Here is a 12,953-nt window from a genome sequence, read left to right as displayed (position 1 = left end):
CCAAACAATTTCCACATTTCTTATATACCCTAAGGGTAAATTTATGATATTGCAAACTTCAAACGTTTGCGTTGAGAAATTCATAACAAAAGGTATTTTCAGTTTTACATAATTTTACTAAAACTCATAAAATACACGCCGAAAACCGGTCATCTTAAGGTATGAATTAAGGGATAAAAAAGACCTGATCCCAATAGAATCAATTCCCTTTTTTAGAAGTCATTTTTACGAGTCCGCCACCCATTACTTTAACGTCCTCTTCTCTTGCAGATGTCTGCTCCTCTTCCACCGTTTCCTTCTCGTTTTCAGGAGCCTTATTTCCTTTGAATATCTTGCGGAACAATTCCCTGAACGTATCGAAATCGACCTGATAGGAAAGTCCGACACCCTGCGTATAACCTTGCTCCTGAGCAAAGAACTGGCGAATCTCATTTTCACGATTGAAAATGGTTGCACTCAGGTTTCCTTCATCGTTGAGAAGGATCTGAACTTCCACATCTCCTGCCACCACACTTTCGGTCACGCCTCCTATCGGCATTCCGATCTTACCATTCACCAGGATACGATCACTGATCTGCGTTGAAACCGTAACCCCGAGTCGGTCATCCGTCACGAAATCCTGTTCAGGATTTCGCTCTCCGATATCATAAGAAACACCGATATCGAATTTACCATCATCTGAGTTTAAAATCTGATTGAACATACTCGATGCCGTCTGCACCAGGTTACCGGTGACCGCCTGCTGATTCAAACTCACCTCACTCATAAAGGAACCTTGAGAAAGCAATGCAAAGGCCTGTAGTTCGCGTTTGGTCTTGTCATCAAGGCGATATTGCAATTCTGAATTCGTCACGACACTGGCTCCCGGAAACTGAATTTCAAAATCGAGTGTGGGTTGCATCAGGTCTCCCACCATATGAATCATAACATCGGTCTCGATCTTTCGCGTATACTGTGCATTATCCAATAATACGGCCGGATTCGCATACAGCGTATAAACCGCCGTTATATTAACATCCGCCTTTAAGGGATCTCCATCCCAGACAATGGTTCCGTTCGGCTGTACATTAAAGCGCTTATCGATGAATCCTCCGTATTTAAAATTATATTTTCCCGTATAGGTGATAAAGTCACCATACATATTGAATTTTCCATTGGTATTGATCTCTATAAGCAGGTTCCCTGCTCCGGTACCCTTCAGAGAACTACCGGTTTTCTGATCGATCACAATCTCAATTTCTGCATCCGGTGTTACATCCAGATCGAAGAATAATTCAAGTCCGCTGTAATCCTTTAGCTCTCGCTTGGTCAGGTCATGATGTTCCGCATTTTTGGGAATAAAATTGATGAATGAAATATCACCAACCTCCGTTACGTCACTAACCGGAATCTTAAAGACGGTTCCCTTTTCCGTAGTGGCATTAACATCGATATTCAATATCTCATCGGTAAGTCCGCGAATACTGGCATCACCACTTATGAATGCGGTACCGTAATACAACACATCGTCTTCCTGTTTGGTATTCAACACCAGAAAACGCTCACCTTTGGTATCGATATTCAGGTCCAGATACCAATCTTTGAATTTGTTATGGGTGATCGTACCGTCGAAATTCGCCTTGGTCTTAAATTGGGTGTCGGTAAGTTGAATATTATTAAAAACGAACGATTGTTTGTCCATTCCGATCTCCGTCACCTTATTGAAATCAACATCAAGATTCAGATACGGAATCTTCAAGCCGCCATCGGTCACCTGCAACTTACCGTTCATATCCGGATTTGAAAGCGGTCCTCTCACCGTGAAATTTCCGCTGGCATTTCCACGGATATCCGAGATAACAATACCTCCGAGCGGACTGAACGGACTAAGATCCATTTGATCGAGCGTTCCTCTCAGGTTTAGGTTTGACTGATTTCCTTCATAATTTATATCTCCCAGTACATTGAGCAGTTCACGGGCATCCCTTACGATCTTGGCATTGACACTATAATTCCGTAAACTCTCATTCCCGAGAATCGATAAATACAGGTTCCCCAGCACAAGGTCATTGACCTCAAAATCTGCAATCTTGACATTGGATGAAGGCACATAGGCGTTGCTATGCTGAAGAATGTTGAGAAATCCGTTCACCGTACCCTTTATTCGCAAACTGTCGATCTCAGGGGTGATCTTATCGAGTTGAACGTTCTGAAATTCGAGATCGATATCCTTATAGGTCGAATCGATCAGATGCCCTTCAAGACGAATCTGTTCGTCTTTATAGTTCATCACCAGCTCTTCGATATTGATGGTGTCCAGGGTTTTATTGAACGTAACCTTATTCCGCTGATTATTCTCTTCATTGATCACCCAATCGTTCCCTTTAAAGCCAAGGTGCGATTTCTTAAGGCCGATCACCGAATGTTGTTTTTCGTTAAAGGTATGATAGAAGTTAAGACTGTAAGTGTCACCATATTCTTCTCCTCCCTTGAATTCTGTACGGAAGAAAAGCGTATCCTTGATCTTGGTATTGATCAGATTGAAATTGGAAACATCATAGAAACTCGATTCGATCTCCCCCACCTCCACAAAGGTGTTGAACAATGGGTTCTTGTTGTCAATATTGACGTTGATCTTGTCGAAAACATTGCCATAAGCATTGATGTTCGGTGATTTAAAGGATAATTTAAAATCGCCATTATCTGCAGCCATACTACCCTTGATAATGGTATTGCTGCCAAACTCGATTTCCGGGAAGAAAACCTCAACGATCTTGTTGTAGATCTTCAGATTGAAATCGACATACTGTCCGGGGGTAATTGGATTCGGCTCGTAATTAGTATATATACTACCCAGAGAATTACTGATAAGATCCCCAAGTTCGTTCACTTTAAACACCCCTACAACCGAGCCTGTTATAATATCCGGTGAATTGATTTCAATGATCCGTTCTTCGTTCTCAAATCTTGAGACCACTTTAAAATCTTCGAAATAATAACTGTCGTTCTGATTGGTGTAGTTGGTTTTGGAAAAACTGATATCTCCGGCAAAATTATCCAGGGTATTTCCACTGACGTTCATCATGATCTTTCCGGAGAAAATAGAAATACTATCCCTTTTGAAGAAGTTAAGCTTATTTAGATCAGCGGTGTTCACCGAGGCTACAAAATTGAACTGGTTACGATCTCCCGAAAAATCCGCTAATCCTTTAAAATCAACATCAAAATTTTCATCACGACTGATAAGGGAACCATCGAACAACTGATCCTTAAGCACTCCGGATATCCTCATGGTATGATACTCATAGCCATTGTATCCCAAAAGGTCGATTTTTCCAATGATCTCAGTATTCAGCAACTCCTTTTTGAAGCCGGAACCATCTACAGTAACATCCAGCGTTGTTTTTCCAAGGGCTTTGTCTTCGATATATTCCCCAAGATCGAATTCTTCCAGTGAAAGCGACCCTTTGTAAGAAGCTTCGTCGATATTATCGATGTTGGTGAGGGTGATATCAGAATGCCCCGTTCCTATCTTAGTGACCAGATCAACCTTGGCATAAACCGATTCTTCACTGATCCTTACACGACCCTGCAGATTGAACTGTCCGAATTTTGTAAAGGAAGTTGGTAACGTCGTCCCGAGAACGGTGGGTAATAAAGTGGTAAGCTGACGGTAATTCGAGGTTAGATTTCCAACCCTGGCATCCAGTCTGAATTCTTTGTCGGAATCGAAGATATTCGTAAAGTGAAAATCACCGCGAACCGCAGTATTCTCCGATTGCATATTCAAATTAGTGAGATCCAATTCATTCAGATATCCGCTAAATTCTGTGGATAAGGTAACCCTTTTACCTTTTCCGAAGACGTTATAATAGTTGTTGATCTCATCAAAAGCAATAGTAGAATTTTTGAAGAATCCGTTCACCATTACCTTGTTGGTAAAGTCTGCAAAATCTTCCCTTTTGTACGTAAACACCAGTTCTCCTTCAATATCGGAACTCTGGGTATCTACCATAAGATTCTTGAGACTCATTTCAGATTTACTGTAGGCAAAATCGGTACTCAGATTCGTCACATTCACTCCTCTTTTCGTCGTAAAGTTGAGTTTTTGAATGGACGTAGTCACGACTGGTCCTTCGATCTTAAATGCATCTGCATCGATATTGAGTTCATCTAAACCTACGATCATCGGAGTCTTTAGATTATCATCGATCAAATGAAATTCACTATTAGCGATCTCTACATTTGTAAATGACATCAAAAACGGAGGAGCATTCGGATCAGACTCTCCCGATTCGAGTTTCTGTACAAAAACATCAAGATTGGTGTCGCGTTCACCTTCATAGGTACGGATCACCATTTTGAGTCCGTCGATCTCTACATCTCCGAAACGAAGCGTACCACCGATCAACTTTCTCATACTGAGAATAGAAGTATTCAGATCATTGATATATACCAGTGTATCTTTCTTATAGTCTTCCACATAAACATCTCTCAGGCTTACATCCCCGAAGAACAAGGAAAGACTAACCCTTTCTATGTTGATATTGGTATTAAACGTTTCATTGAGGTAATTGGTGGCTTTTTTGGCAATTCTGGTCTGTACGGGAGGTAAGGACAAAATAATCGCTGTGATAATGAATATACCTATCATTATCAGTATAAAGCGAATTAATATTTTTCTTAATTTCCTGATCGTACTTAATATTTTACCTTTGTACCACAATTATAATTCCAAAGATAGGATGAATAATAATGATGTCTTCATATTAGCCATAGAATCTTCATGTGACGACACCTCTGCCGCTGTATTAAAAAACGACAAGGTGTTGAGCAATGTTGTTGCCAATCAGAAAATTCATGAAGAATATGGGGGTGTGGTTCCCGAACTGGCTTCCCGGGCACATCAACAAAATATCGTACCCGTGGTGCACCAGGCGCTGCACAGAGCAAATATCGATAAAAATAAGTTATCTGCCATAGCATTTACGCGGGGTCCCGGACTTATGGGATCGCTGCTTGTGGGTACTTCATTTGCTAAATCCTTATCGATGGGACTCGATATTCCACTCATCGATGTGAACCATATGCAGGCACATATTCTGGCACATTTCATCGATGAGCCCGAATTTCCCAAACCCGAATTTCCTTTTCTGGCACTGACCATCAGTGGCGGACATACCCAGATCGTATTGGTTAAGGATTTTTTCGACATGGAAGTTATCGGGGAAACTATCGATGATGCAGTGGGAGAAGCATTCGATAAATCGGCAAAAGTACTGGGACTCCCCTATCCGGGCGGCCCTTTGATCGACCGAAATGCGAAGGAAGGAAATCCCAAGGCTTTTGAATTCCCTATTCCTAAAGTCGGAGAACTCAATTTCAGTTTTAGCGGGTTAAAGACATCCATCCTGTATTTTGTAGAGAAATCGCTGGAGCAGGATCCGGAATTTATCGAAAAGAACATGAACGATATCTGCGCCTCCATTCAATATACTATCGTGGAGATCCTGATGAAGAAACTACGGAAAGCCGTTAAGATCACCGGCATTAACCGCATCGCAATTTGCGGGGGTGTCTCTGCGAATTCCGGAATCCGAAACCGACTCAAAAAGGCAGAAGGCGATTACGGATGGACAACCTATATCCCGAAATTTGAATATACCACAGATAATGCAGCCATGATCGGAATTGTAGGCTATCACAAATTCCTCAATAAGGATTTCACCGACGAAACGGCAACTGCACAAGCCAGATTTTCATTATAAAACTCCTCCTATGCAATTATTCTATGCTCCCGATACAAACGAACATACTTCAGAATATGAGTTCGACCGGGAAGAAAGTAAGCATATCATCCGCGTTCTCAGACGGAAGGCGGGCGACATCCTCCATATCACAAACGGAAAAGGTTGGTTGTTCGAGGCAGAAATCATCTCCGATGACCTCAAACATTGTCGTGTAAAGATCATAGGGTCGGAGTTAAAACGGAAAAAGAACTATTACCTTCATATGGCAGTGGCTCCCACCAAAATGAATGACCGGTACGAATGGTTTCTCGAAAAAGCCACGGAGATCGGCATCGATGAGATCACTCCGGTGATCTGTGCGCAATCCGAAAGAAAAGTGGTTAAAACGGATCGTTACGAAAAGATCATTCTTTCTGCCATGAAACAGTCCCTTAATTGCTATCTCCCAAAACTCAATGATGCCATACCTTTAAGCGATTTTATCAGCACACACAAAGAAGGACAATGTTTTATCGCCCATTGTAATGAACAGGAAAGATTCGATCTGAAAAGACGCGTTCAACCTGATCAGCCTGTTTTAATACTTATAGGTCCTGAAGGGGATTTTACTGAGGAGGAGGTTTCAGAGGCAAGAGCGGCGGGGTATATTCCGGCAGCGCTTGGGGAGAACAGACTTCGAACGGAGACGGCGGCGATTGTGGCTTGTCATACGGTGGCGTTGATTAATCAATGATTTGTCCGGGCCCAGTGACGTGCACCTGACGGTGCTTAGTGTCGATCCTGATCGCTGGCGCGATCAGTTCTCCAGTGTCGCGAGTTGTATTGCTGGCGCAATACGCTCTTAAGTGACTTTACGGGCTCGCTTCGCATTGCTTGATTTTGGGGCTCGCTGACGCTCGCAGAATGAACTCGCTGACGCTCGCAGGATGAACTCGCTGACGCTTCGCAGGACGAACTCGCTGACGCTTCGCCTTATTATGGCGTTGTTTCGCATCGCTGTTAGTGATACCCTCTGCAGACAGGTAGCTTCATGTAAGGTGGAAAAACAACCACTTTCGCTCATAAATTAAACGGATATATTTATATTTACCCTAATAACATTTCAATATGCGTACGCTATTCTGGATATTTATACTTTCAGGTACTTTCGGTGTTTACGGACAAAAACTTGCGGTCCTGAAATACCAGGGAGGGGGTGATTGGTATTCGAATCCAACTGCCATCCCAAACCTGATCAGTTTTTGTAATCGTTCGATCGCTACGAATCTGGATGCTAAACCCGAGACCGTGAGTACCGGGAGTAAGGACCTCTTCATGTACCCTTTTGTACACATGACCGGGCATGGAAATGTTTTTTTCGATGAGAAGGATATCGAAAACCTTCGATCGTATCTTTTATCCGGAGGTTTTTTACACATCGATGACAATTACGGGATGAGGCCTTATCTGGAGCGGGAACTAAAAAAACTCTTTCCCGAAAAGGAGTTACAGGAACTACCTGCTGATCATCCGATCTTTCATCAGGTTTTTGATTTCAAAGACGGGTTACCGAAAATCCATGAACACGATGGGTTAGCTCCAAAAGCTTTGGCGCTATTCGATCAGGGTAGAATGATCCTGTTATTTACCTTTGAGTCAGATCTCGGTGATGGCTGGGAAAATCCCGAAGTGCATCAGGACCCGGAAGAAGTGCATTTAAAGGCGTTGCGTATGGGAGCCAATATCATCTCCTATGTATTCTCGAACTGATCAATTTTCATGAACAAACAACTCGAACACGAAGAAGTCAATACGAGAGCACAGAAATTCCCTGTTACATTGGTTTGTGATGGTATCAGCAGTGCTGCAAATACCGGAGCCATCTTTCGAATTTCTGAGGCTATGGGCGTCAGAAAGCTCTATTTCTGTGGTGTCATCCCCGTATTCAACAGACGTATGCAGAAAACCTCCCGTTCGACCCATGAGAAAGTTGATTTTGAATATCGCGAATCAACCGAGGCACTCATCCGGGAATTGAAAGACCAGGGATTTTACATCGTAGCTCTGGAAATCACCAGCAACAGCATCTCATTACGAAACTTCAAACTGCCTGAAAACATGCCTCTGGCCCTCATACTCGGGGCAGAGAACCACGGAGTCTCAGAAAACACACTCCGATTAACGGATCGCTCTGTGCATATCGAAATGTACGGTGAGAACAGCAGTATGAATGCAGGGGTAGCCGCCGGCATTGCCCTTTATGAGATTTCTTCACAATTATCAACAAAGTAAATCAGTTACAATTAATTAAATTAGAAGGCATTATCAACCAAAATATGAAATCTAAAACCATAGCCAACGGAATATTAAGAGCAGTCGCGATCATTACCGGCATATGCCTGTTGTTATATTTTTTATACAGGATACAATCCGTTATCCTCTATATCGTCATCTCTGTAATCATATCGCTGATCGGGAGACCGCTGGTCATTTTCCTTAGGAGACGTCTTAAATTTCATAACACACTGGCTGTTGTTGTGACGATGATCCTGATGGTAACGGTCACCCTGGGCCTTCTCGGGCTCTTTATTCCCCTGATCATTGAGCAAGGTAAGAATCTATCACTTCTTGATATAGACAACCTTAAAACCACTTTACAAGACGTGTACCGACAGGTATCGGAATACTTTGCCATTAGCCGATTTGAAGTAGAGGAATCGATCGAAGAATCGATCAAAAAATCCAATGTGATTTCAAACCTCGATCTTTCTGCCATTCCCAATCTACTGAATTTTATCATGGGCGGACTTGGGAATTTCAGTTTCGGATTCTTTTCGATCATCTTTATTTCCTTTTTCTTTTTAAAGGATTCCAAATTGTTCCAGAACGGACTCCTTATGTTCATCCCTACGGATAAAGAAACAAGAGTTCTGGTTTCTTTAGAGAAGATCAAAGATCTTTTGTCCCGGTATTTCATTGGACTCGTACTTCAGATCTTTATTTTATTTGTGATCTACACCATCGTGTTACTCATCTTTAGAATTCCAAATGCTATGGTCATAGCATTCCTGTGTGCCTTGCTAAATCTAATACCCTATATCGGTCCGCTGATCGGAGGAATTCTTATGATCGCCCTTACCCTATCCGGGTATCTCGGAAGCGATTTCAGCTCCGTTATGCTCCCGAAAGCTATCTACGTTCTGATCGGTTTTCTGATCGGGCAACTGATCGATAACTTCTTTAGTCAACCCCTGATCTATTCCAGTAGCGTGCGCTCCCATCCGCTGGAAATCTTCCTGGTGATCATCATCGCCGGACTGATTTTCGGAGTCTTCGGAATGGTCATCGCGATCCCTGCCTATACGGCTTCCAAAGTGATTTTAAAGGAATTTCTATCAGAAAATAAGATTGTGAAATCATTGACTCGAAATTTATAGCAATACTTTGAATAAAGATATATTACATACTGGTATTCAACACTTTATAAAAGAAAATAACAATACTGACATTTCGTCACTTCTATTAAAAATGACCGAAATCGACGGTGTTGACATCAAATTAATCGCAGGCCAGATCGAAGCCAGAAATAAGGCGGAAAATAAGCTGCCTGAATGGTTTGCATCAGACCAGATCTACTATCCTGCGAAAGTCTCCATCGAGCAAACCTCCTCCTCTGCAACTGCAAGATTTAAGGCTTCACTTGTGAACGGAAAGAAGCTGATCGATCTGACCGGAGGATTTGGGGTAGACTGCTTTTTCTTTGCTGAACGATTCGATGCTGTTACCCATTGTGAACTCAATGAAGAACTCTCGGAAATTGTCACCCACAACTATGAAGTGCTCGGAAAAAAGAACATAACGACCCGGGCCATCGACGGTATAGAAGCACTCAGGTCGTCTGAAGAAAGATATGACTGGATCTATGTAGATCCTTCCAGAAGGAATGATGTAAAAGGCAAGGTCTTTCTCCTGGAAGACTGCCTTCCGGATATTCCCACTAATCTGGATTTACTTTTATCGAAATCGGATAATATCATGATCAAGACTTCTCCCATGCTAGATCTTCAAAAAGGTGTGGAGGATCTTCAAATGGTGTTAGAGATCTACGTGGTGGCTGTGGATAACGAAGTCAAAGAATTACTTTGGATACTCGGAAATATCATCAATGTAGACCATGAAATAAGTATACATGCCATCAATATTGACAAGAATAGTCCGGTATCTTTTACCTTCAGCAAGGAACAGGAGGCACAGACACCTGCCTATGGTAAACCTGAAATCTTTCTCTACGAACCCAATGCAGCGATCTTGAAGGCAGGTGCCTTTAACAGTATCGCCAGTTCTTTCAATCTTAAAAAGTTACATCAGCATACCCATTTGTATACCAATGAGGTTTATATCGATTTTCCGGGAAGAGTATTTGTCATTGAAAAGGTACTGCCCTATAAAGATAAAAAGTCATTAAAAAAGGAACTCTCAGGTACTAAAGCAAATATAACCACCCGAAATTTTCCTGAATCTGTTGCGGATATACGTAAAAAATTCAAGATCAAGGATGGAGGAGACGCCTACCTTTTCTTCTGTACAGACCCTGAAGGCCAACGACAGGTTATCTTCTGTAAAAAAGTCTGAAGATCACTCCGGGCAATCCCAAGTGAAATTTGCCACAGAAAGGTCAAGAACCGGCTTATAATTATAATGCCACCATTCTGAAGTGATAGAGCCGAAGCCGAATTCCTCCATGGTTTCTTTCAGAAGTTTTCTGTTTTTCAGTACATCTTCCGGAAGCTTGGTATAGGCATGATGCGCTTCCCTTCCAAAGAAATCAAATGTAGTTCCCATCGGTAATTCTTCTCCTTCCAAAGTTTCCAAAGTAATATCCACCGCCCCGCCTTTATTATGAATAGACCCTTCTGCAGGATCTGCCACATAGATCGGATTCGGCATGATCTTCCACATCTTTTTCTGCACATCATGCGGTCGGTAACAATCAAAAAATTTGATTCTGTAGCCCTGCTCCATAAATTTCTCATTCACCGCAATCAGTGCCTTTGCCGTGGTTGCACGGACATAGCACTCAGGACATTCATAAACCTGACTCTTTAAAAAATTATTCGTTGTAGCATACCTGAGATCATATCGAAAATCATCGCTGTAATCAGCAAGACGAACAAAAACCGTATCGTTTAGCGCAGTGAGATCAGGAACTGATGTTTGCGTTTCAGGCTCAGAAACCGGTTGGATTGAGTCCTTCACCAGAACTTCAGCCGCAGCCGCTTCGGAAAGGCCTGTATGATGTTCTTCTGATTTCTTCGAGGAATTTCCACAATTGATAAACAATAAAAGCAGTGGCAGGCAAAGTAAAGATCGCATAAGAGATATTTTAATACCTGTCCAATTTAACCATTGATTTTATAACAGAAAAGTTCAAAACAAAAAAAGCAGCCTGTTCTGAAGAACTGGCTGCCTTTTAACAACTGTATCTAAATATTCTTTAACCGGTAAAATAGGTTAATATAGTTACGACCACCCCGATCAGGATCAGTGAGGCTGCAATATCGATCCAGGTAAAACTGTCTTTACCCGATTGTTTTTGTTCTTCCGTAAGTGTACCGAAAGCAAGTCCTTGAATCTTTTTATAGTTAGGCGCTTCGGTCAATAAAGTGATTGCGATACATAGAAATATGGAAAACAGACACATGAAGATCGCCATGTTGGCAAAATTGATCACGGCGAACCTATACCCTATTCCGGACAGTAAATGTTCACCGGTTTCTTTAAAATGGGTAATTTCCGGGGTATAGTACAGCTCGGCACCAATACGGAGCGCAGCGACGATCAATCCTGCAAAAAGGGTTACAATAGCTGCTTTCGAATTCACACGCTTCCATAATATCCCTAAGACAAATACTGCAGTGATCGGTGGTGCGATATAGGATTGTACACTTTGCAGGTACTGATACATGACTCCTCCACCTATCTTTTCCATAATCGGAATCCAGATGATCCCCAAAACCACAACTATACCGGTTGCAATTCTACCCACATTCAATAGTTTACGCTCACTTTCATCAGGTCTGAGTTTCTTATAGATATCGATGGTGAAAATCGTCGAACATGAATTGAATACAGAAGCCAGTGAACTCATAAGAGCTGCCATCAATCCTCCGGCTACTAACCCCTTAAGTCCTACCGGTAATAATGCCTTAACCAATGTAGGGAACGCTTCATCGGCTCTTCCAAGCTCGATCACTCCCTGTTGATCCAATGCATAAGCGATGATTCCGGGAATAAGAAAGATGAATATCGGCAAGATCTTCAGATAAGCTCCAAAAATCGCTCCTCTTCTCCCTACTTTAATATTATTAGCGGCCAGTGTACGCTGTACGATATATTGATCTGTACACCAATACCAGATCCCTACGACCGTTCCTCCAAACAGCAGTCCTGTCCAGGGAAAATCCGGATCCGATGCCGAACGCCACATATTGAAATGTTGCGGACTCGTCTCACGTACCGTAGCCTGAAGTTGATCCCAGCCTCCAACCGCTTCCATTCCAAGCCAGGTAATAATCACCGAACCGAGGATGAGAATAACCGTCTGCAATGTTTCCGTATAGATCACCGCCTTCATCCCTCCGATAATGGTGTATAGTCCCGTGAAGAGTACGATACCGATTGCCCCATACCAGAAAGGGATTCCGAGCAGTTCGGAAACCACAATACCTCCGGCATAAATTGTCACGGATACTTTAGTGATCACGTATCCTGCCAGGGAAAAAATCGACAGGAACCAACGCGAGCGACTATCGAAGCGTTTTTCAAGGAACTCAGGCATCGTAAACGCACCACTCCGGATATAAAATGGCAGGAACAGCCATCCGAGGAGAAGTACGATCCAGGCATGTAATTCATAATGCGCCATCGGCATCCCCGATTCGGCACCCGTACCGGCAAGTCCGACCACATGTTCAGATCCGATATTCGAGGCGAAAATAGAAGCCCCGATCACGAACCAGCCCACGTTTCGTCCGGCCAGAAAGTAATCTTCTGTATTTTTGTTCTTTTGCAGAACCACCCAGCCGGCAACTGCCATTAAGGCCAGAAAATACAGTCCTAATACCACCCAGTCGGCAGTTTCTAAAACAGAATTCATAGTAGTTTGGTTTTGGTTAGTTAATAGTGTTTATCAGTTGTGAGTTATTCGTTAAGGTATAAATTGAGAATTGAGAATTGAGAATTAAG

9 protein-coding genes are annotated in these 12,953 nt (G+C 42.5%); 6 read left to right on the top strand and 3 right to left on the bottom strand.

What is annotated here, in order from left to right:
- Positions 1-199: 199 nt before the first annotated feature.
- Positions 200-4,633: a translocation/assembly module TamB domain-containing protein gene (locus tag DMZ48_RS13420; RefSeq protein WP_143955666.1), complete on the bottom strand. Its 4,434-nt coding sequence runs from the start codon at positions 4,631-4,633 to the stop codon at positions 200-202.
- 91 nt (positions 4,634-4,724) lie between these two features.
- Between DMZ48_RS13420 and tsaD the strand changes: the two genes are divergently transcribed.
- From tsaD to DMZ48_RS13390, 6 genes are all read left to right on the top strand, one after another.
- The gene (tsaD, locus tag DMZ48_RS13415) at positions 4,725-5,747 is read left to right on the top strand and encodes a tRNA (adenosine(37)-N6)-threonylcarbamoyltransferase complex transferase subunit TsaD (protein WP_143955665.1); all 1,023 of its coding nucleotides are present in this window, start codon (positions 4,725-4,727) and stop codon (positions 5,745-5,747) included.
- 10 nt (positions 5,748-5,757) lie between these two features.
- On the top strand, positions 5,758-6,462 hold the full coding sequence (locus DMZ48_RS13410; protein WP_143955664.1) for a 16S rRNA (uracil(1498)-N(3))-methyltransferase: 705 nt from the start codon (positions 5,758-5,760) through the stop codon (positions 6,460-6,462).
- Between the two features lie 374 nt (positions 6,463-6,836).
- A complete protein-coding gene (locus DMZ48_RS13405) occupies positions 6,837-7,478 on the top strand; it encodes a DUF4159 domain-containing protein (protein WP_143955663.1) in 642 nt (213 codons plus the stop codon).
- A gap of 9 nt (positions 7,479-7,487) precedes the next feature.
- Entirely contained in the window at positions 7,488-8,000 is a 513-nt protein-coding gene (locus DMZ48_RS13400; RefSeq protein ID WP_143955662.1) for a TrmH family RNA methyltransferase, read from the top strand.
- Between the two features lie 44 nt (positions 8,001-8,044).
- The gene (locus DMZ48_RS13395; protein WP_143955661.1) at positions 8,045-9,145 is read left to right on the top strand and encodes an AI-2E family transporter; all 1,101 of its coding nucleotides are present in this window, start codon (positions 8,045-8,047) and stop codon (positions 9,143-9,145) included.
- A gap of 91 nt (positions 9,146-9,236) precedes the next feature.
- Entirely contained in the window at positions 9,237-10,340 is a 1,104-nt protein-coding gene (locus DMZ48_RS13390) for a class I SAM-dependent methyltransferase (protein ID WP_338420308.1), read from the top strand.
- Positions 10,341-10,343: 3 nt separating this feature from the next.
- Here the strand turns inward: DMZ48_RS13390 and DMZ48_RS13385 are convergent, their stop codons facing one another.
- Both DMZ48_RS13385 and DMZ48_RS13380 read right to left on the bottom strand, forming a co-directional pair.
- The gene (locus DMZ48_RS13385; RefSeq protein ID WP_143955659.1) at positions 10,344-11,081 is read right to left on the bottom strand and encodes a M15 family metallopeptidase; all 738 of its coding nucleotides are present in this window, start codon (positions 11,079-11,081) and stop codon (positions 10,344-10,346) included.
- A gap of 121 nt (positions 11,082-11,202) precedes the next feature.
- Entirely contained in the window at positions 11,203-12,864 is a 1,662-nt protein-coding gene (locus tag DMZ48_RS13380; protein ID WP_143955658.1) for a sodium:solute symporter, read from the bottom strand.
- Positions 12,865-12,953 lie beyond the last annotated feature (89 nt).

It is taken from the genome of Robertkochia solimangrovi (assembly GCF_007279655.1).
GTDB classification, from domain to species: domain Bacteria; phylum Bacteroidota; class Bacteroidia; order Flavobacteriales; family Flavobacteriaceae; genus Robertkochia; species Robertkochia solimangrovi.
This window is presented reverse-complemented; position numbering and strand designations above follow the sequence as displayed.

Coding starts and splice junctions, on each gene's coding strand:
- DMZ48_RS13420 (WP_143955666.1), bottom strand. CDS start 4,633: ATGATAGGTATATTCATTATCACAGCGATTATTTTGTCCTTACCTCCC.
- DMZ48_RS13380 (WP_143955658.1), bottom strand. CDS start 12,864: ATGAATTCTGTTTTAGAAACTGCCGACTGGGTGGTATTAGGACTGTAT.
- tsaD (WP_143955665.1), top strand. CDS start 4,725: ATGAATAATAATGATGTCTTCATATTAGCCATAGAATCTTCATGTGAC.
- DMZ48_RS13395 (WP_143955661.1), top strand. CDS start 8,045: ATGAAATCTAAAACCATAGCCAACGGAATATTAAGAGCAGTCGCGATC.
- DMZ48_RS13400 (WP_143955662.1), top strand. CDS start 7,488: ATGAACAAACAACTCGAACACGAAGAAGTCAATACGAGAGCACAGAAA.
- DMZ48_RS13390 (WP_338420308.1), top strand. CDS start 9,237: ATGACCGAAATCGACGGTGTTGACATCAAATTAATCGCAGGCCAGATC.
- DMZ48_RS13410 (WP_143955664.1), top strand. CDS start 5,758: ATGCAATTATTCTATGCTCCCGATACAAACGAACATACTTCAGAATAT.
- DMZ48_RS13405 (WP_143955663.1), top strand. CDS start 6,837: ATGCGTACGCTATTCTGGATATTTATACTTTCAGGTACTTTCGGTGTT.
- DMZ48_RS13385 (WP_143955659.1), bottom strand. CDS start 11,081: ATGCGATCTTTACTTTGCCTGCCACTGCTTTTATTGTTTATCAATTGT.